Source organism: Lactiplantibacillus sp. YT640 (genome assembly GCF_049745435.1).
Lineage (GTDB): Bacteria > Bacillota > Bacilli > Lactobacillales > Lactobacillaceae > Lactiplantibacillus > Lactiplantibacillus plantarum.
Genome location: NZ_JBMNVY010000012.1, coordinates 1 through 21,236, shown reverse-complemented (window position 1 = coordinate 21,236; position 21,236 = coordinate 1). Strand labels below are relative to the sequence as shown.

At 42.7% G+C, this 21,236-nt stretch carries 20 protein-coding genes and 3 pseudogenes; 21 read left to right on the top strand and 2 right to left on the bottom strand.

Annotated features, from left to right (window positions below; genetic code table 11):
* Positions 1 to 263 precede the first annotated feature (263 nt).
* Positions 264 to 710 carry a ribonuclease H gene (locus tag ACOV1R_RS09085; protein WP_003646442.1) on the bottom strand — a complete coding sequence of 149 codons (447 nt, stop codon included), beginning with the start codon at positions 708 to 710 and terminating at the stop codon, positions 264 to 266.
* Positions 711 to 947: 237 nt separating this feature from the next.
* Between ACOV1R_RS09085 and ACOV1R_RS09080 the strand changes: the two genes are divergently transcribed.
* From ACOV1R_RS09080 to ACOV1R_RS08980, 21 genes and pseudogenes are all read left to right on the top strand, one after another.
* The gene (locus tag ACOV1R_RS09080; RefSeq protein WP_003646443.1) at positions 948 to 2,474 is read left to right on the top strand and encodes an ABC transporter permease/substrate-binding protein; all 1,527 of its coding nucleotides are present in this window, start codon (positions 948 to 950) and stop codon (positions 2,472 to 2,474) included.
* A complete protein-coding gene (locus tag ACOV1R_RS09075; RefSeq protein WP_003641941.1) occupies positions 2,475 to 3,446 on the top strand; it encodes an ABC transporter ATP-binding protein in 972 nt (323 codons plus the stop codon).
* Positions 3,447 to 3,523: 77 nt separating this feature from the next.
* Complete coding sequence (locus tag ACOV1R_RS09070) at positions 3,524 to 4,855, top strand: dihydrolipoyl dehydrogenase family protein (RefSeq protein ID WP_054519219.1); 1,332 nt, start codon at positions 3,524 to 3,526, stop codon at positions 4,853 to 4,855.
* A 465-nt stretch (positions 4,856 to 5,320) separates the two neighbouring features.
* Entirely contained in the window at positions 5,321 to 6,838 is a 1,518-nt protein-coding gene (glpK, locus tag ACOV1R_RS09065; protein ID WP_003643773.1) for a glycerol kinase GlpK, read from the top strand.
* A 14-nt stretch (positions 6,839 to 6,852) separates the two neighbouring features.
* Entirely contained in the window at positions 6,853 to 8,682 is a 1,830-nt protein-coding gene (glpO, locus tag ACOV1R_RS09060; RefSeq protein ID WP_003643774.1) for a type 1 glycerol-3-phosphate oxidase, read from the top strand.
* A 14-nt stretch (positions 8,683 to 8,696) separates the two neighbouring features.
* Positions 8,697 to 9,419 carry an MIP/aquaporin family protein gene (locus ACOV1R_RS09055; RefSeq protein ID WP_003641945.1) on the top strand — a complete coding sequence of 241 codons (723 nt, stop codon included), beginning with the start codon at positions 8,697 to 8,699 and terminating at the stop codon, positions 9,417 to 9,419.
* Positions 9,420 to 9,526: 107 nt separating this feature from the next.
* Positions 9,527 to 11,962 (top strand): annotated as a pseudogene (locus ACOV1R_RS09050) (MucBP domain-containing protein); the annotation flags it as partial.
* Between the two features lies 1 nt (position 11,963).
* The gene (locus ACOV1R_RS09045; RefSeq protein WP_208226634.1) at positions 11,964 to 13,742 is read left to right on the top strand and encodes a pre-toxin TG domain-containing protein; all 1,779 of its coding nucleotides are present in this window, start codon (positions 11,964 to 11,966) and stop codon (positions 13,740 to 13,742) included.
* Positions 13,743 to 13,747: 5 nt separating this feature from the next.
* Positions 13,748 to 13,981, top strand: coding sequence for an Imm74 family immunity protein (locus tag ACOV1R_RS09040; protein WP_003646448.1), 234 nt, complete (start codon positions 13,748 to 13,750; stop codon positions 13,979 to 13,981).
* A gap of 374 nt (positions 13,982 to 14,355) precedes the next feature.
* Positions 14,356 to 14,451 (top strand): annotated as a pseudogene (locus ACOV1R_RS09035) (pre-toxin TG domain-containing protein); the annotation flags it as partial.
* Positions 14,452 to 14,601: 150 nt separating this feature from the next.
* The gene (locus ACOV1R_RS09030; RefSeq protein WP_016511937.1) at positions 14,602 to 15,519 is read left to right on the top strand and encodes a hypothetical protein; all 918 of its coding nucleotides are present in this window, start codon (positions 14,602 to 14,604) and stop codon (positions 15,517 to 15,519) included.
* A 6-nt stretch (positions 15,520 to 15,525) separates the two neighbouring features.
* The gene (locus ACOV1R_RS09025) at positions 15,526 to 15,699 is read left to right on the top strand and encodes a hypothetical protein (RefSeq protein WP_016526893.1); all 174 of its coding nucleotides are present in this window, start codon (positions 15,526 to 15,528) and stop codon (positions 15,697 to 15,699) included.
* Between the two features lie 544 nt (positions 15,700 to 16,243).
* Complete coding sequence (locus ACOV1R_RS09020; protein WP_016511577.1) at positions 16,244 to 16,786, top strand: ankyrin repeat domain-containing protein; 543 nt, start codon at positions 16,244 to 16,246, stop codon at positions 16,784 to 16,786.
* 14 nt (positions 16,787 to 16,800) lie between these two features.
* Entirely contained in the window at positions 16,801 to 17,064 is a 264-nt protein-coding gene (locus ACOV1R_RS09015) for a hypothetical protein (RefSeq protein ID WP_016511578.1), read from the top strand.
* A gap of 116 nt (positions 17,065 to 17,180) precedes the next feature.
* Positions 17,181 to 17,384: a hypothetical protein gene (locus ACOV1R_RS09010; protein WP_003643788.1), complete on the top strand. Its 204-nt coding sequence runs from the start codon at positions 17,181 to 17,183 to the stop codon at positions 17,382 to 17,384.
* Between the two features lie 124 nt (positions 17,385 to 17,508).
* Positions 17,509 to 17,748, top strand: coding sequence for a hypothetical protein (locus ACOV1R_RS09005; RefSeq protein ID WP_003646452.1), 240 nt, complete (start codon positions 17,509 to 17,511; stop codon positions 17,746 to 17,748).
* Positions 17,749 to 17,765: 17 nt separating this feature from the next.
* Positions 17,766 to 18,152, top strand: a complete 387-nt coding sequence (locus ACOV1R_RS09000; RefSeq protein ID WP_064578404.1) for a hypothetical protein — start codon at positions 17,766 to 17,768, stop codon at positions 18,150 to 18,152.
* Positions 18,153 to 18,559: 407 nt separating this feature from the next.
* Positions 18,560 to 18,793: a hypothetical protein gene (locus ACOV1R_RS08995; protein ID WP_313771394.1), complete on the top strand. Its 234-nt coding sequence runs from the start codon at positions 18,560 to 18,562 to the stop codon at positions 18,791 to 18,793.
* 54 nt (positions 18,794 to 18,847) lie between these two features.
* Positions 18,848 to 19,051, top strand: a pseudogene (locus tag ACOV1R_RS08990) (hypothetical protein).
* A 133-nt stretch (positions 19,052 to 19,184) separates the two neighbouring features.
* Positions 19,185 to 19,430, top strand: a complete 246-nt coding sequence (locus ACOV1R_RS08985) for a polymorphic toxin type 28 domain-containing protein (RefSeq protein ID WP_003646456.1) — start codon at positions 19,185 to 19,187, stop codon at positions 19,428 to 19,430.
* Positions 19,431 to 20,004: 574 nt separating this feature from the next.
* Positions 20,005 to 20,424, top strand: a complete 420-nt coding sequence (locus ACOV1R_RS08980) for a hypothetical protein (protein ID WP_003643792.1) — start codon at positions 20,005 to 20,007, stop codon at positions 20,422 to 20,424.
* Between the two features lie 580 nt (positions 20,425 to 21,004).
* Here the strand turns inward: ACOV1R_RS08980 and ACOV1R_RS08975 are convergent.
* The coding region (locus ACOV1R_RS08975; protein WP_347071368.1) for an IS3 family transposase at positions 21,005 to 21,236 on the bottom strand (232 nt) is incomplete at its 5' end.

The window sequence follows — 21,236 nt, the reverse complement described above, 5'->3', positions numbered from 1 at the left end:
ATTCGAATACTATCCCGACTGGAAGGCGTTTCTGACAATGCCCAGTGGTGAAATTTCACTTAGCAAGCGTCTTGTTCTTGGTTAGTGAAAGGCCAGTATTTGAGACGTGGTGTTTCGACTTAAATCTGTGCCCACCACGTTCCGGCAATTGGCAGAAATGCCTGGAAGTCGGTGTAGGACGAACTAACCAAACATGTTTACGCTAACCCGAACTTTTCCAGCGGGCCTAAGCTGGCTGCTTTGGACTTAGGTTTGCACCGCCATTATAGCTTCGTCATCACCGCCGTTAGCGTAGTCGTTGCGGTGGTCATCGCGGGATCGTCCACGGGGTGGTAGGTGATGGTGAGGTTGGGAAATTCTTCGATAATGGGAATCAGCGTTTGCCATTGGGGTAGGTCTGGCTGGTCGGCTTCGGGAACGTCCCAGTTGTTTTGCCGCCAGCTTAAATAACGTTGTTCGCTAATAACCGCCGCCACTTGTTCAGTTGTGGTGTGAACATGAACGGGTAAATCATGACGTTTCAACGTGGCGAGTGCGGTGGTCAGAGCACTCAAGGCCAGTGAAGTTTCGGTATGTCCGTAGCCACCGTCGTTTAGCGCCTTTTGATGGTCAGCGTATCGCAGAATGACGACCCAGGCAGCGGGGGTTGTTGCGGTGATGTTGGTCGATTGGTGGTTGGTACTTGCAAGGTAAAGATGAATCGTAGCCATTGTTGGGGCCTCCTTAGTTGTAATGATAATCCATTGAGTGGTTCATCTAATAGTTTCGTAAAAACTAGCCAGCTTCATTTTAAATTAATGAATAACTTTAACATGAAACTACAATAGTTACAAAATTTAGTGAATTGTCAGTGCGTATTACTATGATTTTTGGCGGATTATGCTACGATTAAATACATGGATAATTAAGAAGTTATTAAGTAATAAAGGTGAGCACTGGAGGTTAGCATGCAGACATTAATACAGACGTTTATGGATCGACGCGGGGATTTGCTGACTGCGCTATGGCAACACTTGGGGATTTCATTAGCATCATTAGTCATCGCAATGGTAATTGCGATTCCGTTGGCTATTTGGGTCGTTCGACGACCACGGTGGGCCGAGGGATTGTTACAGCTCACGAGTGTCTTACAGACGATTCCGTCTTTGGCACTGTTAGGGTTATTGATTCCGTTAGTTGGGATTGGAACGGTGCCAGCAGTAATTGCGCTGGTGATCTATGCTTTACTGCCAATTTTTCAAAATACTTATTTGGGTATCTCAGAAATTGACGCCTCAATTGAAGAGGCCGCCGATGCCTTTGGGATGTCACGAATGCGTAAGTTGTTTAAAGTTGAACTACCCATTGCCCTACCACAGATCATTGCTGGGATTCGGACCGCGCTCGTCTTAATTATTGGGACGGCTACTTTGGCCGCTTTGATTGGTGCTGGGGGTCTCGGGACCTTTATCATGCTCGGTATTGACCGTAATGATACCTCGTTATTATTGATTGGGGCTATCTCATCAGCATTGTTAGCAATTCTGCTGAGTGCGCTCGTTCGGTGGTTTCAAACGGCTAAACCACGCCACGCCTTAATCGTCTTTGTCGGTATTTTAGCTTTACTAGGTGGTGGCGGGGCTTATAGTGTTTATGCCAATCGAGTTGAAACAATTACGATTGCAGGTAAACTCGGTTCCGAACCAGAAATCTTGATTAATATGTATAAGCAGCTGATTGAAGCTGAAGATGAGCATGTTCATGTGACGCTCAAGCCTAACTTTGGCAAGACCACGTTCTTATTCAGCGCGTTAAAGAATAATCAGGTTGATATTTATCCTGAATTTACTGGCTCGGTGCTGGAGACCTTAGTTAAGGGAAATAACCCAGCTGGTCAAACAGCTAATCAGACCTATCAGCTCGCCAAACAGCGCCTCGCTAAACAGGAACAAATGACTTACTTGAAGCCGATGCAGTATAACAATACGTACGCATTGGCAGTGACTAAGAAATTTCAACAAGAACATCATTTGAAGACAATCAGCGACTTAACGCAAGTTGAATCGATTCTGAAACCCGGAATGACCCTAGAGTTTATTGATCGTAATGATGGCTTAAAAGGAATCAAGAAGACTTATGGGTTAGACGTGACTGCCAAGTCGATGGAGCCGGCGCTACGCTATGAAGCCATCAGTAAGGGGAAAATCAACTTGGTAGATGCCTATGCGACGGATAGTGAATTACGGCAGTATCACTTGGCCTTATTGAAGGATAACAAGCACTTCTTCCCAACGTATCAAGGGGCACCGTTGATGAAGACGAACTTTGCCAACAAACATCCTAAGGTCGTTAAAGCGTTGAATAAGTTAGCAGGAAAGATTTCAGAAACTGATATGCAAGAAATGAACTATGAAGTCAATGTTAAGAAGCAGTCCGCTTCGACGGTTGCACATCGCTATCTTGTGAAGCACGGCTTATTGAAGGAGGGACGTTAAATGACAACGGCAATTGAATTTCAACACGTCCAGAAAGACTTTAATGGGCAGACCGTGATTCCCGACCTTAATTTAACGATTGACCAGGGTGAGCTATTTGTTTTGGTAGGGACTTCTGGGAGTGGCAAAACGACGTCACTTAAAATGATCAACTGCTTAGAGCCACTGACGGCTGGTAAAATCCTAGTTAATGGTACTGATACAACCACGATACCAGTCCGAAGTCTACGGTGGCAAATGGGGTATGTCTTACAGCAAATTGCCTTGTTCCCAACGATGACGGTGGCGCAAAATATCGCCGTGATTCCAGAAATGAAAGGGACAGCTAAGAAGGAAATTAATCAAACGATTGATGAGCTATTGGCGGAAGTTGGCCTCGATCCAAAGGAATACCGTGACCGGATGCCGTCAGAATTATCCGGTGGTGAGCAGCAACGCATCGGTATCTTACGGGCGATTGCGGCGCAACCAGATATTGTTTTGATGGATGAACCATTTAGTGCGTTAGACCCCATCTCGCGGCAACAATTGCAAGACTTGGTCTTACGGCTACACGCCCGCTATCACAACACGATCGTCTTCGTGACGCATGATATGAATGAGGCGTTGAAGTTGGGTGATCGGATCGGTGTCATGCAACACGGTCAGTTAATACAAGTCGATACGCCGGCTGCTCTGGCTCAGCATCCAGTGAACGACTTTGTGCGGAACTTCTTTGGCGCGAGCCGAGCTAAAAATGTCTATGATGTCTACGTTGGGCGTGTAGGGCTTATTCAGGGTTATCTCACAGAAGAACCCAGTGTTGCGAGTGGTCGGATTCAATCGTTAGACGTTCAAGCCACGTTACGCACCGCCTTTACGGCATTGACAGATCACGATTATGTGGCGGTCACGGAAGAAAATCGGGTTGTTGGCTATTTGGATCGCCAACGAATCGTGGCTTACTTGAGTCAACATGAAGAAGTATCTTAATCGTCAATTAAGGATGAATCAGTTACACTAGGTTGTGATAATTGATGGTCGCTAATGAATTTAAGGAGGAATTTCGAATGGCGGAACAGTACGATGTTGTTGTGATTGGTGGCGGACCAGCCGGCAATGCCATGGCTAGCGGATTAAAGGCCCAGGGCAAGACAGTGTTGATCGTTGAAGCGGATCTGTGGGGCGGCACTTGTCCTAACCGCGGTTGTGACCCTAAGAAAATCCTGTTAAGCGCCGTCGAAGCGCGACAAGCGGCGCAACATTTACAAGGGCAGGGCCTGATTGGCGCGCCCAAAATTGATTGGCCAGCACTGATGGCGCATAAACGAGGCTATACGGATGGCATCAACGATGGGACGTTGAACGGACTAACGGGGCAAGATATTGCGACGTTACATGGCCAAGCACACTTTCAATCCGACAATCAGTTAGCGGTCGGGGATCGAGTAGTCAGTGCGACTGATTACGTGATTGCCACTGGTCAGCGTCCGGCGATTCTACCGATTACCGGGCACGAATACTTTAAGACGAGCACTGACTTCTTAGATTTGGACCAGATGCCTAAACGCGTGACATTTGTAGGTGGTGGCTACGTAGGCTTTGAATTGGCGACGATTGCGAATGCCGCTGGCGCTGATGTGCACGTGATTCATCATAATGACCGCCCGTTAAAAGCTTTTGATGCAGATTTGGTTAAGGATTTGATGGCCGCAATGACAGCTGATGGAATCACGTTTGACTTGAATACGGATGTCCAAGCAATTACTAAAACGGCGACCGGTCTACAATTGACAGCTGATAATTTCGAGCTGACAACGGATCTGGTCATCAGCTCAGCGGGACGGATTCCGAACGCGGACCAGTTAGGTCTAGCCAACGTGGGCGTTACCTTTGATCGGCATGGGATTCAAGTCAACGATCATTTGCAGACGGCCAACCCGCACATTTATGCCATTGGGGATGTCAGCGATACACCGGTACCGAAGTTAACGCCAGTTGCAGGTTTTGAAGCGCGTTATCTGGTCGGTGAGTTGACGCATCCCGGCGCAGCCATAAAGTATCCCGTTGTGCCAACGCAGGTTTTTGCAGCGCCCAATTTAGCGCAAGTCGGGATCAGCGCGGCCGTGGCGACTGAGCATCCAGATGAGTATCGTGTCAATACACTTGATATGACGAAGTGGTTCACTTATTACCGCTTTGGCGCACAACAAGCCCAAGCTAAAGTAGTGGTTGCTAAAGCGAGTGGGCAGGTTGTGGGTGCTACCCTTCTAAGTGATGTTGCCGACGAGATGATTAACTACTTCACGTTGTTAATTGAAAAACACGTGACTTTACCAGATTTACAACGGTTGGTATTGGCTTACCCAACGCCGGCTAGTGACTTACAATATTTGTATTAATGTGTGGTTGAATTAAATCAAAGTCCAGCTATTCAGCTTAACTGAATATGTCAGCACTAACGGAGTGACCAGGAATGACCGGTCACTCTTTTTTTGTTTGACCGGCGTTTGGAGTGGAATACGAAGGCCAAATGATGTCGCAAACAGACGGTCGTCATTTTCGTTGTGCGACTATCTTGGCGTGTAAGTACTGTGAAAAAATGTCAAAATTGTAGCTCGTCGCGGTGGCACTAATGTTAGCAAATTAATTATTTTATAGAACTAGAAGCGATCGCTTAAATGCTACGATGCTTGCTATGGCAGTATCGAACTGTGACATAGTACAAACTAGTTTTAAAGTAAATTCAATTGTGCAAAATTTAATTTATGCAAATCTATTCACAAAACGGTCGCGACATGGTATGATTCAATCATCAATTATGATAGCGTTTTCATAAAACTGTTATGACTAAGGAGTGACACACCATGACCGACAAGTACATTATGGCAATTGACGAAGGGACAACCAGTACCCGCGCCATTATCTTTGACCATGCGGGCCATAAAGTGGCCGACTCACAACGGGAATTTCCACAATATTTCCCGCAGCCGGGCTGGGTCGAACATAATGCCAATGAAATCTGGAATGCTGTCTTGTCTACTATTGCGAATGCCTTCATTGAATCGGGAATCAAACCCGCTCAAATTAGTGGTATTGGAATTACGAATCAACGGGAAACAACCATCGTTTGGGACAAGCAAACTGGCTTGCCAATCTATAACGCAATCGTGTGGCAATCACGGCAAACCGCGCCGATTGCTGAGAAGCTGGTTAAAGATGGCTATGGTGATTTGATTCATCAACATACGGGACTCGTCACAGACGCTTACTTCTCGGCAACTAAAATTCGCTGGATCTTAGACCACGTGAAGGGGGCCCAAGAACGAGCTGAAAAGGGTGAATTACTCTTTGGAACGATCGATACGTGGCTCCTATGGAAACTTACCGGTGGGGCCACCCACGTGACGGATTATTCCAATGCCAGTCGGACGATGCTCTTCAATATTCATGATTTGAAGTGGGACGACCAGATTTTGCAATTATTAAATATTCCAGCGGCGATGTTGCCAGAAGTTCGCACTAATTCTGAAGTTTATGGCAAGACCAAGGACTACCATTTCTTTGGGTCGGAAGTTCCAATTAGTGGGATGGCTGGTGATCAACAAGCGGCCTTGTTTGGTCAACTGGCGTTTGAACCGGGAACCGTGAAGAATACTTACGGGACTGGGGCTTTTATCGTGATGAACACCGGTGAAAAACCCCAATTATCCGATAATAACCTATTGACCACGATCGGTTACGGCATCAACGGTAAAGTGTACTACGCCTTGGAAGGGTCAATTTTCGTTGCCGGTTCAGCGATTCAGTGGTTGCGTGATGGGATTCGCCTGGTTGAAAGCGCTCCTGATTCTGAACGGGCGGCGCGCGAATCGCATAATGAAAATGAAGTCTATGTGGTTCCGGCCTTTACTGGTTTAGGGGCACCATATTGGGACTCTGAAGCACGTGGCTCAGTCTTTGGCTTGACGCGTGGCACGACTCGTGAAGATTTTATTAAAGCAACCTTGCAAGCATTGGCTTACCAAACGCGGGACGTGGTTGAAACAATGAAGAAAGATTCCGGTATTGAGATTCCAGTATTAAAAGTTGACGGTGGCGCTGCTCGTAATGACTGGTTGATGCAATTTCAGGCGGATATCTTGGATACGCAAATTATGCGGGCTGCTAATCTGGAAACGACAGCGCTTGGTGCTGCCTTCTTAGCCGGGCTTAGCGTTGGTTATTGGCAGGATTTGGAAGAATTAAAAGCGTCGTATAAGCCCGGCACGAGTTTTGACCCTGAGATGGGGCCAGCTGAACGGACGAACTTATACGAGGGATGGCAGGCAGCGGTCAAAGCGACCCAAGTCTTTAAGCACACCCCATACCACGCAGGAAAATAGAGGAGGACAACAACATGGCATTTTCAGCAACGACGCGTCAACAAAATATTGAACGCTTACAAAATGAAACGTTAGATTTACTCGTTATCGGTGGTGGGATTACCGGTGCCGGTGTCGCCATTCAATCAACTGCAATGAACATGAAGACCGGGTTGATCGATATGCAAGACTTTGCAGAAGGGACTTCATCACGGTCGACGAAACTGGTCCATGGGGGCATTCGCTACTTAAAGACGTTTGACGTGGGGGTAGTTGCCGATACCGTTAAAGAACGGGCGGTTGTCCAGGGGATTGCGCCACACATTCCTAAGCCCGACCCAATGTTATTGCCGATTTATGATGAGACGGGAGCGACCTTCGACCTCTTTTCTGTCAAAGTGGCGATGGATCTGTATGATAAGCTCGCCGAAGTTAAAGATCCTAAATTCACCAATTATACCCTTTCACGCGAGGAAGTCTTACAACGGGAACCACAGCTGAACCCTAAACATTTAGTTGGTGGCGGTGTTTACCTTGATTTTCGGAATAATGATGCGCGCCTAGTGATTGAAAACATTAAGAAGGCTCACGAAAATGGTGGGATTATGGCAAGTCATGTGAAGGCGACCGGCCTCTTACATGATGATGATGGCCGGATCAATGGTATCACCGCTGAAGACTTATTGACTGGTGCATCGTTCGAGATTCATGCCCGAATCGTCATCAATACGACCGGTCCATGGTCAGACACGATTCGTAAGATGGACCATACTGAAAAGTATCAATCCCAGATGCGGCCAACCAAGGGTGTACATTTAGTCGTTGACGCTGAGAAACTCCCAGTGCCACAACCAACCTATTTTGATTCTGGTGATCAAGATGGCCGGATGATCTTCGTGGTGCCACGTGAAAACAAGACGTATTTCGGAACGACTGATACGGATTATCATGGTGATCTGAAACACCCGACCGTTACGCAAGAAGATGTTGACTACTTGTTGGAAATCGTCAACCGTCGCTTTCCAACTGCTAAAATCACCTTAGATGATATTGAGGCTAGTTGGGCCGGATTGCGGCCACTGATTGCCGCTAACGGTAGTTCCGATTATAACGGTGGTAATTCAGGGAAAATCAGTGATAAGAGCTTCAAGGAAGTTATCAAGGTTGTTGATCAGTTTGAAAGTCAGGAAGCCAGTCGTGAAGATGTCGAAAGTGTCCTGAATGACTTGGAAACTTCCTTGGCAGAGGACAAACTCAGTCCGTCAGCGGTGTCACGCGGTAGTTCGTTGACTAGTAGTCCAGACGGGCTGTTGACCCTTGCTGGTGGGAAGATTACTGATTACCGTAAAATGGCTGCGGGTGCCATGGCGCTGATTGCCAAGATTTTAGCAGATAAGTATGATGCCCACTTTAATGAAATCAATTCGAAGAACCTCCCCGTTTCTGGTGGCGATATTGATCCGCACAACGTGGATGCAACGATTGCATTTTATGCTAAACAAGGGACGGATAATGGTTTGACGAATGATGAAGCGTTGCGGATTGCAAATATGTACGGTTCCAATGCTGCGCGGGTCTTTAGTTTGATTGGTAAAGTTGAACCGACGCATGGTCTGAGTTTAGCCGAAACGATTAGCTTACGTTATGCTTTGGATGAAGAAATGACCCTGACGCCAGTCGACTACTTGCTGCGGCGCACTAATCACTTGTTATTCATGCGAGATACGCTGGATGGCTTAAAGGATGGCGTCATAGCGACAATGGCCGATTACCTTGGTTGGGATGCTGCAACGGTCAAAGCACAAACCGAATTATTGAATCAGACGATTGCTGAATCGGACTTAACAGCACTGAAGCAGGGCTAAGGAATGGGGTGGTCATGATGAAAGATCCATTAGCACTACAATTGTTGGGGGAATTTCTCGGGACCTTTATCTTGATTCTGTTAGGTGATGGGGTTGTAGCTGGGGTAACGCTCAATAAATCCAAAGCGCAAAATGCGGGCTGGGTCGCGATTACCTTAGGTTGGGGATTTGCAGTCACGATGGGCGTCTATGCGTCCAGCTTTATGAGCCCCGCACATCTTAATCCAGCGGTCTCACTAGGAATGGCAGTGGCCGGTAAGTTCCCATGGGCCTACGTGATTCCATATAGTGCGGCTCAGATTGCTGGTGGGGTGATTGGTGGCCTCGTGGTTTGGTTGCACTACTACCCACACTGGCAAGCAACTAAGGATGCTGGCGCGATTCTCGGCATTTTTGCAACCGGTCCTGGTATCCGGCGATATTTCTGGAACTTTATCAGTGAAGTGATTGGAACGTTCGTCCTAGTCTTTGGCTTGTTAGCCTTCACGAAAGGCCAATTTACGGCGGGATTGAACCCGATTGTTGTCGGAATTCTGATTATCGCTATCGGGCTGTCTCTGGGTGGAACGACCGGGTATGCAATTAACCCGGCCCGGGATTTAGGTCCCCGCATTGCGCACGCGGTATTGCCCATCGCCAATAAAGGAACTTCTGATTGGGCCTACAGTTGGGTGCCAATCGCTGGACCATTGGTTGGTGGCGCGTTAGGCGCACTGTTGTTTAATGTATTGCCATAATTTTATGACTGATTTGATATAAACCGTGAGGACTGTTGGAATTGACAACGGTCCTCACGGTTTTATTTGTGAGTAATGGTTGAAATTCATGCTTTCATTAACTGAGTAAAACGGCAATAGATAAGCAGACTAAGACGTCGAATACCGTCACCAATACCATTGACAATCAAGCGACCATCACGGTACATCATTACATGACCGATTCTACTGATAAAGTTGCTCCTGATGAAACAGTCAAAGTTGGTTACGGGAAAGCTTATGATGTTACTAAGCAGGTCAAAACGATAACTGGATATAAGCGTAATGCCACATTGGATGAACATACCCGTGGCACTGCTAGCAAGACTACCAAAGAAGCCGTGATGTATTATGATCCGTTGCCATACAACATTCATGTCAATTACTTGTTAACGGATGGGCAGAAGCTGGACGAATTGGATGTCACTGGTCTATATGGTGATACTTACACGACTGAGGCAACTGATTTCGAAGATTTGTACACAGTTGATACTGATCGCTTACCGACGAATGCCCAGGGAACGGTAACGGAAAAGCCAACAACGGTCAATTATTATTACCAACCAACGACTGGGCAGTGGGTTGACGTTGGTAATCAAAGTAGTGTTTTAGTACGACAAGATACGAAGCATAATGTCCGTTCTGTCTCGCAGATTTATGCCAACGATAGTGGCTTTACGGTCAAATATAATCAGGATGCTGCTCAAGTTGCGATTGCGGCTAGTGATACAAACGGTACCCAAGATAACAGCTTAGTCTTTGATTATAATTCGAAGTATACGTTTGAATTATCTAAGAATGAGACTGTCACTTTTAAGGTTGATGATCAAGGCCAAGTGACTGCGACTAGAGTGTTAGGCGCAGAGCAAACGGTCACGACTTTTGATAAAAGTGGTCAGCTTAAGACAGTGACCACGGTGACTAACGCGAATGGCACTAAGAGTCAGCAGACCAACACGGTTGACGGGTTGAAATCAATGGTGACTGGCGAACAATACGACTTAGGATTGTTGAATGGGTTGAAAGTTACCGCACAAAAAGAAATCAATCCGAGTCAAGCAGCAACGACTGAGTCCAAGACAACGACTGATACTAGTCAGTCTGGTAGTAATCAGTCGACAAGTACGACAGCGACTGACCAAACTGAGACTAATGAATCAACAGCTGGTAGTTCGACCAACGCAACGAACGCGTCCAGTAGTGTCGATGCAAGTTCAGCGAATAGTCAAGGCGACACTGAGGCTACAAGCCAGTCGGGTACTAGTGCAAGTGCTGATTCAAAGACGGATAGTAGTGCGGCATCAAGCACTAGTCAAACTACTGACGGTGAAACAACCAATACCGATGATACGACCACTGGAACAACTACTGACAGTGGACTGGGTTTCAAGTCACCATTTACTGAGGATCAAAACACAAGTAGTGCACTGGGCAGCGCCCAAACTTCGAGCAGTCTCAATAGTGATACGAGTGCAGCGGTACAAGCATTGATTGCAGAACCCAATTCCACGCCGGTTGTCTTGGGTGAGGACGCTTCTTTTGAGGAAGGCGTGCCAGTCAATGATCCGGTATTCAGTAATGATGAAGGGGTTTCGCCGAACAACAATCCAAGCAGCGCAGCAACGCCCCTTGCGCAAGCTACGAATACCCGGGCGCGTCTGACTCAAAATGGCAAACTGTTATATGAAGGAACGCTGCAGGCTGATCAAGGGGAACAGAACCTTTATGTGTCGCCAGATACAACCGTTGAAGTTGATGGTGGGGCCGATGGTGACGGCTTTTACCTAGATACCTATGATGGTGATAAGGGAATGGCCTATACATTGGGTTCAGGCTATGCGTGGGCAGCCGAAAACAATGATGTGACTGCGGCACCAGCAAGTAGTGCGACGACCAGCTCTGAGAGTGCTGCCAGTGAGTCGAGCACTAATAGTAGTGATAGTAGCCGTACAGCTTCAAGTGCGGCCGACCATTCGACTAGTTCGGCAAGTATTAGTGATGCGAGCCAATCAAGTCATTCAACTAGCTCAAGTGAAAATAGTCGTTCAGAAAGCTCATCAAGCTCAAGTACGACCGGTGATTCGGCTGACGCGGATAAACAGGCCGCAGCTCGTTCCAGCCAAACTCAGTCGAATAGTGTTAATGGTAGCAGTCAAGCAGTAGGCTCTAGCACGGTCACTAGTCAATCGTCAGTACCAACTAAAGCTAATACGAAGCAGGCTTCATCCACGCCAACGACCAAGGCTAACCGAGCAACTGTCGTAGCCGCTACCAGTTCTACAGCGCCACGGCAGTCGCGGGCTACGACGGCAAGTGCGTCAGTTCCAAGTGTAACCTCAGCAAGTGCTGCGGCGGCAAGTCGTGCTAAGCAACGATCGGCGTTCAAGAAGCAACATCCAATCTTGAACCAAATTTTGCCTAAAACGAACTCCGCGGTCGCGACCTGGTTGGTCTGGCTAGGAGTGGGTTTATTGATACTCACGGTAGCGATTACGATGGTTATTAAGAAACGAGGGCGTGACTAATATGATAAAATTACGCCAGGTTCTTAAAAAAATCCTCATTGGCCTAATGGTGTTTGTTCTAGTTTTCACGGCTTTTTCCAGCTCGGTCGACACAGTCTCCGCACATCGCCGTGGTGTGACCCACACTCGGAAGCATAAGGTGCGACATAGCGCTAGTGGTCACGCCAAGAAGTCTCATCGTGCACATCGCAAAGCTAAGCGCAGAGTCGTCCACCGTAAAGCACCGCATCGGCGGAAAGTTGCGGTAAGGCATAAGAAAAAAACGCCAAAGCGTCATAAAAAGGCGCATAAGAAGAAGGCCGTTAAGAAACATAAGAAGTCGCACAAGAAGTCACACAAGAAGAAAGCGGCCAAGAAACATAAGAAGTCGCACAAGAAGAAGTCTTCTAAGAAGCATGGCAAGTCGCACAAGAAAAAATCTTCGAAGAAGCACGGCAAGTCCAATAAGAAAAAGTCTTCCAAGAAACACGGCAAGTCGCACAAGAAGAAGTCTTCTAAGAAGCACGGCAAGTCCAATAAGAAAAAGTCTTCCAAGAAACATGGCAAGTCCAGTAAGAAGAAGTCTTCCAAGAAACATGGCAAGTCGCACAAGAAGAAATCTTCCAATAAGAAGAAATCTTCCAAGAAGCATGGTAAATCCAGTAAGAAGAAATCATCTAAGAAGCACGGCAAGTCTAACAAGAAAAAATCTTCGAAAAAGCATGCATCCAAAGGTAGTGCTGTAATTGCCACGCTTAGTCGTAAGACCGGTATCAGTAAAGGCATCATTTCGCTTTTGACGGATCTAGTTGGGTATAATGATATTTATACCATGATTACGGGAAAAGATGCCGCTACCGGTAAGAAGCGCTCGCGGTTGGTAGGAGCGGCTTGGACAGCCTTGAACTTTGTGCCTGTCTCGAAAGTCGCTAAGTTAGCAAAGGCCGCGAAGGTTCTGGCAACTGCTAAGAAGGCCGAGAAAGTTGCGAAGAATGGTGGCCGGATCAAACGGGCCGCCCGAGCAACTAAACTGGCGACAAAGCGAGCGGCCGAGAAACTAGCTAAACGAAAGCCCGCCAAAAAGACTGCGAAAAAGGCAGCTGAGAAGGCTCGTAAAGCTAAAAAGGTCAAGACTGCCAAAAAAGCTAAGCATCAACAGGCAAAGCCCAAAAAGACTTCCCATGGCACGAAGCATAAAACGACCAAGAAGCAGCAGAAGCGATATAACAAGAAAAAAGCTGCGGGCAAGGCTAGGAAAGCTTCGTATGCACGGAAAAAGGGCGGTACTAAAAAGAAGCCGGGCAAGCGTAAGGGTGCTAAAGCTAAGACTACAAAACGAAAGGCTAAGAATAAGGTAAAAAAGGACCATAAGGCTAAGAAAGCCAGTGGGGCTAAAGGGTTTAATATTGACGAAATTCATCCCAAATTAAAAACAGAGCCAGATACTGCATTCTTTTGGTCTGGTAGAACAGATGGCGTTGGTGGAGCTGACATAGCGGCTGATGTAGCTAAAAGTAAAGGTGGCGTTACTTTAGAATCAACAATAGGAAATAAAAATATTAAAATGCCAGAATGGGACTTTAATAAACCTGAGTCAATGAAAGCTTGGGATTTGGCTTCTGGTTCGTATGCAGAACAAGTTTCTGGTGAAGTTCGTGCGGTAGTTGGTTCAGAGTTGAGAAAAGGGAATATTTGGGAAAACGTTGAGCTACCTAGATTAAAAAATAATCCTAAAGTAACGAAAATAACAACGATTGATCCTAAAACAGGAATTGAAAAAATAATTTTTGAGAGGAAGTAAGTTAAATGAAAATTACAGGTAGTAGTTCACATGTGAAATTTGATTTGGAGAATGAGTATGCGGTGAAGGCAGAGGGAGAAATGTTAGTGGGAGGTCAATTTGTTGTATTCAAAGATTCTATGAAGAATTGGGAACCGCCACATGAAGATGAAAAGCTTTCCGAAGCTGAAGTACAAGAAATTATTCAACAGGTAAAACAGAATACAAATGAAAACACAGTACAAATTTCATTTGAATAAAAAAGTATTAGAATTAGAGTAATCGGTTAATTCTGTGAGGTAAAACAACTTTTAACGAAGGAATTAGGTTTTTAATACGCTATTTTGCTAGATTTTGAGGGCGAAGTAGAAAAGATTTTAAAGAACAGATTCAAATGCTAAAGCAAACGATGGGCATGTTATGCTGAAAAGGCTCGAGGAACAAGTTAAAGTGCTAGCTATTTAGTGAGTTCCTCGGGCACCAACAAACTGACTTTCTTTATAGTGTTTTATGGATTAGAAGAGTCATTTTTCTCATTTTCTTCCGCTTCTTGTAGAAGCAGAAGCAAACAAAATAGTTCGGTTGAAGATCCAGAACGTTGATGAAATTACGCGTTCTGGACTTTTAGACTGTTACCAGTATTAATCAAGGTATCATTTCATGTCTAACGGATCTAGTTAGGTATAATGATATTTATACCATGATCACGGGGAAAGATGCCGCTACCGGTTACAACTTGGTCACGGGGACACGATGATACTTTGCTTAGGGTCCGCGATGGTAAAATAACTGATGGTGGTATTAATAGTCGACCAGTTCCTGCTATGAAAGATGGAATGCATAAAGTTTCTTGGTATATCAAGAATGGAGTGAAGTTACCTTGACAAAAAGATTAAGTGAACAGGAAAGTTACTTTTCAATGTCTGAGTTTTTGGAATCCTACTATTGGGCTAGTAGAGACGATGATCTTGGAAGTCTATTGGGGAGTGTCACACTTTGGAGTGATGATGGGGAATTGTTTGATCAGGCAATTGCGGAAGACTGGCATGCTTTCTTTAGCGACGTGAGCAACGAAAATCACACTGTGTTTGAGAGCTTTCAAGCCGTCAAGCAGTTTGTGAATGAATATTTGCCGGATATCGCAGCAACGACACCAGTATCAGGAAGCTTGACATATAACATTAGAATAATTTGTGAGATGACAGAATCTCAACGAAATCAGGAACCCGTGTGGCAAAATTGGGTCGCGGCTGTTAATTGGATTACGAATCCTAATGTTGTGCCAGTCAATGAATCGCCCTTTCTTAAAACGGGGCAATCATTGCCTAATCCAAAGGAAAAGGGTTTTCGGCAAAATCAATTTCCAATTGCCAAGGTTTTGCCAGCGCCACGACCAGAAATTCCGATGGGGCCCAGTCTGGAAAAGGTGAACTTGACACAGTCGTATTATGCGTTTGTGAAATTTTTACAGCATTATTATCAGGTTAGTGATGATAGTGAATTGGGTAATTTTTTGCAGCAAAATAGAGCTATCAGTGAAAATAATGAAGAATATCGCTATTGGAAGGGGAAGTTTTCGAGATGCTCTGGTAATAAAAAGCTATTAGATATTTTGAAGGCCTTCTTAATGGTAAGGGATTATTTTGAAATTGAATTTCCGGACAATGCACTGCATACGCATCCTGTACGTAAATTGAGTTGTAATCTCTGGAAGGCAGCGTATCTGCCACACAGCCAACGTATTCAGACTGAGGTTTGGCAGAATTGGTTAACGGCAGTTCATCAAGTAATAGAGTAAGTGACAATGTCATTTGATAATCAGTTGAGTTCTCAATTTAAAGATCAAGAGGATAGTTATAATGCGATTATTTTGTTGTATGATTATAGCTATGATAAAGAACAAGTTGTTAGGAAAATTGCTACAGGTGAGAACTATCGTATTAATTACATAGGAACAGTAATTTATGAAGATGAATAACTAAAATAACATACATCGCACTGTTTTAGTTAGGGTCTCCGGTAGCTAGTGGTGATGAAGTAATGTTAAGAATCTAGCTTATTTGAGAATTGATATTTTCCTGAATTTTAAACTTGAGTTCAATCTCGAATTGTCAAATCAAGTGTAACACCCTCGAGTCATTCTTAAATAGTGGGCTGATTAATATCTGTAGAGCCATCCATTGATGGCTGATGGGCAAGTGTTTGCCGTGGCCAGTATTTCAAAGCATCTTTGATAGTTTGAATTCTAGTGATAGTTAAGGCTTGTATGCACGGACTTTCCTTATAGAATAAACTCCCTGATTTACTATGACTTATTTATTTGGAGGAGCGTCTGGCTAATGGGTAAAATGAATTAGTCAGTAGAAATAACTGGTATCCGATGAGAAATAATTGCCGGGTACCGGTTATTTTTTAAGAAAATATTGAAGGAGTTTCAAGCTAACCCAAATAATTTTGGATTTGAGACACCTTCAGCTAATAGAAATCATAAATATGAACAATAAAAAGGAGAAGAAAAAACAATGAAAATATTAAATGTTTTTGATGCAGTAAGGGATGGCACGTTTCAAGACTTTAAAAATTTTTATGAAGGAAATATTAATGTGATTAGTGGAAACTTGGATTTGAATTTATTATGTATGGCAGTTACTAATGATAAAAATCCAGAAGAAAAACTTCAAATAATAAAGTTCTTATTTGCTGAAGGAATAGATGTGAATTATGCTACACAAAAAGAAAAACGAAATGCACTTCATTTATTTTATTTTTGTGTTTTGCGACCTACTATAGAATATGAAATGGAAATAACAAATCTTTTCATTAAACATGGAGTGAATGTAAATGCGACAGACAAATACAATGCAATTCCATTGAAATATGCTATTACAATAAATAATTTGCCAACTTCGGACAATAAAGAAATGTATCAGTTGCTGCTGAATAAAGGATCAGATTACAATTTGAAAGATGGATTTGGCAAATCATGTTTAGACTATGCGAAAGAATATTCTTGGAGAAATGATTTTTTAGATATTGTAAAAGAGTATGAAAATAGCAAAAAATGATTGGAGATTGAAAAATGGCAACGATTATAATCATTGGAGTAGTAATCATAGGAATTACGCTGGGCTTAGGATTCTGGAGTTATTTACTGGGAAAAAGGAATCAATCTAATTTTGTTGGCACTATCATTCCAATAGCTTACTTTGTCGTTCGGACAGTTTTAGCTGTGACGACACAAAATATGACACGTGGGCTAGTATCGTCATTAGTCGGTAGCTTGTTATTCAGTCTGGTTTACTATGGTTTATTTGCTTGGGGGAAGCACCGGACTAATAAGTAATATGGATTAGTCAGATAAAAATAAAATAACCGATATTCGATAAGGATTAATTGCCGAGTATCGGTTATTTTATAGAAAAGTTTAGACAAGTTGAGTTATGAGGGTAGGAACGACATATGTTGGTATTTATTGTGATTGGATTGATTACGGGGGTAATCACGATTGGCTTGGGCTATTGGAGTTATGCATTAGGGAAACGCAATAAGTTGAATTTAGTTGGTAGTGTCATACCAGTTGGTAATTTGGTGATTACCGTTGTTTATGCCCTACTGTTTGTTGGGGGACGACAACGATTCAATAAGCAAAAGCAAACAAAATAGGTCGGCTGAAGATCCAGAATGTTGATGAAATTACGCGTGCTGGACTTTTTAGACTATTGCAGGTATTAATAAAGGCATTATTTCGTTTTTGACGAATCTAGTTAGGTATAATGATATTTATACCATGATTACGGGGAAAGTTGCCGTTACCGGTAAGAAGTGTTTATGCTTAGCAGGTGTGGCTTGGACATCCCTGAACTCTGTGCCTGTCTCAGGAAAGCAAAGAAGTGAGGTAGAATATATGGATGTTGATGAGAATTGGTGGCATGAGAGCGTACTAAAAGAGTTCCATAAAGGTGGTAAGCCTAATCCAGATTTTAATCCTAAAGCTGCTAAGAATACCCATATCCCTGTCGGTAAATAGAGAAAGAGTAGAGAAATATGAATATAGAAGAAATCAATTCAGAAATATTAAAGGTTAACAATTATTTAAAAAAATGTTTATGGATGGATTTTGAATTTGCTAGTGTGGATGGTGGAGATATTGTTGCAGCAGGTAGAATAGATACTTCATATGATGAGTTTTCTATTAACATTGATTTCAGGAAACCTTATTATCTGTCTAGTTTGCTGTATTGGAACTTAAATAATTCTAAGCCATTTATAGAGTTGGTAGCAGGCAAAGAAATGTGGAAAGTCATCGATAAATACCAAGTAGAAGAAGGAAATTATATATTTAAGATTAATGCTGAAGATTTTGACACAGCACCAATAATTATTGCTAGTAAAGGTCTTAAAGCTGAAATAATAAATAAAGATCCATTTTAAAAACAAGAATCCCTGAGTTATTAAATCAAGTACAATACTTTCAACTCGTTCTTAATCAGGATTTTAGCTGATTAGCCCATTCCAGATGGCTTTGGATAACTTGAAGACCAGTGATGGTTCAGGAGCGCATCGATTGGTCCTTGGGTATGAGTTTCTGGTTCAACTGTGGCTTTTGTTAGTCCAGTGTTCCACGATTAGTATGGTATACCATTGTGCTAATCACTTATGACAAGTCTGAAAATTCTTAGCTATTATCAAAATTTGCAGCTTTTAAATGTTCTGGACCATATCCATGATTTGCTGGATAAGACAGTGATGGGTATGGCAATGGAAAGGGTGATGTTGGACCTCGTAAAGGTATTCAAAAATAGTAAAAAATGACAATGATTATCATTATTTGAGCAGTCATCATAGGAATTACGCTGGGATTAGGATTATGGAGTTATTGGTTGAGAAAAAGGACCCAAACTAATTTAGTAGATGTCATTATTCCAGTAGCTTATTTTGCCGTTCGAGCAATCTTAGCTGTGATGACACAAACTGCGACACATGGGCTAGTATCGTCATTAGTCGGTAGCTTGTTATTCAGTTTGATTTACTATGGCTTATTTGTTTGGGGGAAGCACCGGGCCGATAAGTAATATGAATTAGTCAGATTAAAATAACCGATATTCGACAAGGGCTAATTGCCGAGTATCGGTTATTTCATAGAAAAGTTGAGTTATGAGGGAGGCAACAACACATGTTGGTATTTTATCGTCCGGTTAGTCTTTGTGCGGGTACTTGGTGACGGCATTTGAGAACTGATAACTAGTTTAGTTGGTAATTTGGTGATTACCGTTATCTATGTCCTGTTGTTTGTTTGGAGACGACAACGATTCAATAAGCAAACAAAATAAGTCGGTTGAAGATCCAGAATGTTGATGAAATTACGCGTTCTGGACTTTTTAGACGATTACTGGTATGAAAATAAGGGCATCATTTCTAACGGATCTAGTTGGGTATTAATGATGTTTATATGAGGTCAAGAAAATGAGTGGAGATAAAACTCCAAAAAGTATTGAAGAAGAGTTGACGCCTGCTCAAAAGAAAAGTGTAAATAATAATGTTGCTGATCATTTAACGGATGGAGATTTTAGTGGAACTAGAAGAGACTCAGAAGAAAATCCTGTTCCAAAAACAGACGCACCCGGGGAATACTGGAACTACTTAGATGAAATGCTAAATACGTACAAATCTATAAAGAACTCAAAAAGAAGAATTTATGAAAATATATAATAAATTCAAGGAAAAAGCATCTGATCTATAGTTTGTTATAACAGAGTTATTATCTAAAATGTCAAATTAACTGATTCCGATTCTCGTTAGTGCCATATTCTCTTGGTGAGTAAGAGATGTGCAAAATAGACCGTTGCGCAGGTCACTTGGGATAAGTCCGCAAGTTTGGACAGGTTGAAGGAAAAAATTAAATGTGGATGATGATTGTGGTATTGAAAAATGTTGGAACAAAGTGACTGAACTTTTGTCTCTTAATGAGGATATTACAATAAAGTATTTAGAAGATTGTGATGCGGACGGACTTATATTGGATCAGTGAAGTTTTTGAGGATATTTCTGTCAATTTGAAAAGTCAAAAGTTTATTGATTGTTTAAGGAAATTGGATAAAAAGTTTCCAGGATTAGAAATGGCACATGACATTGATATTGCTGAAAGTTATTTTTAAAGGGGTATGTAAACAGCATAGGCGGACTATAACATTAATGGAAAAGTATATCGAGTCGCATATGGGGACAACGGTTTCGTCGTATCGTTTCATCCAATGTGAGAATAAGTAATACGAGAGGAGAAAATATGAGTAATTTAGAAATATCAAAAAATTGGGAAGATAATAATTTATTAGAACTAAGTATTAATGCGAAATCAAAATTTGTAACAATCCATCAACTGTGCTATGTACAAGATACAGATTTAAAAGAAATTGGCGAGAAAATTATTGCATATTCTTTCGACGCTAAAGAAGAAATTTATGTGGAATTTGGTGAAAAAGAAGGAAATTTTACACCAGCATTTTCTTTAAGCTTTTTACCGGCCGATAATTCTGGGCGTGTAAAAATAGAGATTGATATGGAGATTGACGATAATCCTGATAGAAAGCATAGATGTAAATTTTATATTTATAGTGAGTTAGGATTGATTGAGCAATTTGGTAGAAGCCTTATTCTGCTATCTGAAAATAAAAATGAAGATATCGCATTGAATGTTAGAAATTAAAGGCGATTTTTATAATCAAATTAGCCACTAATTTTTCTACTCCGGGTTCTCAAAACAAGTGTAACACGTACGTTAAATAGTGGATCAGTTAATAAAATAACCATCTATGATACCTGATAAGTAAGTGTCTACCATGCGTATTGGTTCAAAACATCTTGAATGGATTGGATTTCAGTAATAATTAAGAATCGCATAAATTATCTTTTGGAAATAAAATCGCGAATTTACCGGTTTGGATTTACGCCTAATCCGTGTTTCCAAGGTGAGTATGGGTAGGGGAAATAGGCCTCGATGGTTTTTTGGGGGGTAGTTTTTTATGTATTACACTTTAATTTTAGATTCGGAATGGATTGAAGTCAATATTTGAGACAGATTTTAAGAGACATTCAGAACCGCGTTTACCTTCCACAGCTCAAATAAATCATTAATCGCGATTAATAACTTATTTGAACCCTGGNTGGATTGAAGTCAATATTTGAGACAGATTTTAAGAGACATTCAGAACCGCGTTTACCTTCCACAGCTCAAATAAATCATTAATCGCGATTAATAACTTATTTGAACCCTGGAAAGCATTAAATCAGGCGGCCATTTGGCTCGTAAGTGTTGCAATTTCAACTTGTAAGGGGGTCTGGTAGCCCAGTGAACTATGAATTCTCTTCCTATTGTAGAAAGCATGCACATATTCAAAAAGGACGGCAGCGGCAGTTTCATAATCTTCAAAGACCGGCACTGGATAAACACATTCCTTTTTGAGGGAAGCGTGAAAGGATTCCATTGGCGCATTATCATACGGACAACCCTTACGGCTG

Excerpts from the sequence above, each read along its gene's own strand:
- ACOV1R_RS09040 (WP_003646448.1), top strand. The coding sequence starts at position 13,748 with ATGAAAATTACAGGTAGTAGTTCACATGTGAAATTTGATTTGGAGAAT.
- ACOV1R_RS09055 (WP_003641945.1), top strand. The coding sequence starts at position 8,697 with ATGATGAAAGATCCATTAGCACTACAATTGTTGGGGGAATTTCTCGGG.
- ACOV1R_RS09020 (WP_016511577.1), top strand. The coding sequence starts at position 16,244 with ATGAAAATATTAAATGTTTTTGATGCAGTAAGGGATGGCACGTTTCAA.
- ACOV1R_RS09080 (WP_003646443.1), top strand. The coding sequence starts at position 948 with ATGCAGACATTAATACAGACGTTTATGGATCGACGCGGGGATTTGCTG.
- ACOV1R_RS09015 (WP_016511578.1), top strand. The coding sequence starts at position 16,801 with ATGGCAACGATTATAATCATTGGAGTAGTAATCATAGGAATTACGCTG.
- glpO (WP_003643774.1), top strand. The coding sequence starts at position 6,853 with ATGGCATTTTCAGCAACGACGCGTCAACAAAATATTGAACGCTTACAA.
- ACOV1R_RS09085 (WP_003646442.1), bottom strand. The coding sequence starts at position 710 with ATGGCTACGATTCATCTTTACCTTGCAAGTACCAACCACCAATCGACC.
- ACOV1R_RS09025 (WP_016526893.1), top strand. The coding sequence starts at position 15,526 with ATGTCATTTGATAATCAGTTGAGTTCTCAATTTAAAGATCAAGAGGAT.
- ACOV1R_RS09000 (WP_064578404.1), top strand. The coding sequence starts at position 17,766 with ATGAATATAGAAGAAATCAATTCAGAAATATTAAAGGTTAACAATTAT.
- ACOV1R_RS08980 (WP_003643792.1), top strand. The coding sequence starts at position 20,005 with ATGAGTAATTTAGAAATATCAAAAAATTGGGAAGATAATAATTTATTA.
- ACOV1R_RS09075 (WP_003641941.1), top strand. The coding sequence starts at position 2,475 with ATGACAACGGCAATTGAATTTCAACACGTCCAGAAAGACTTTAATGGG.
- ACOV1R_RS09005 (WP_003646452.1), top strand. The coding sequence starts at position 17,509 with ATGATTACGGGGAAAGTTGCCGTTACCGGTAAGAAGTGTTTATGCTTA.
- ACOV1R_RS08985 (WP_003646456.1), top strand. The coding sequence starts at position 19,185 with ATGAGTGGAGATAAAACTCCAAAAAGTATTGAAGAAGAGTTGACGCCT.
- ACOV1R_RS09045 (WP_208226634.1), top strand. The coding sequence starts at position 11,964 with ATGATAAAATTACGCCAGGTTCTTAAAAAAATCCTCATTGGCCTAATG.
- ACOV1R_RS09070 (WP_054519219.1), top strand. The coding sequence starts at position 3,524 with ATGGCGGAACAGTACGATGTTGTTGTGATTGGTGGCGGACCAGCCGGC.
- ACOV1R_RS09010 (WP_003643788.1), top strand. The coding sequence starts at position 17,181 with ATGTTGGTATTTATTGTGATTGGATTGATTACGGGGGTAATCACGATT.
- glpK (WP_003643773.1), top strand. The coding sequence starts at position 5,321 with ATGACCGACAAGTACATTATGGCAATTGACGAAGGGACAACCAGTACC.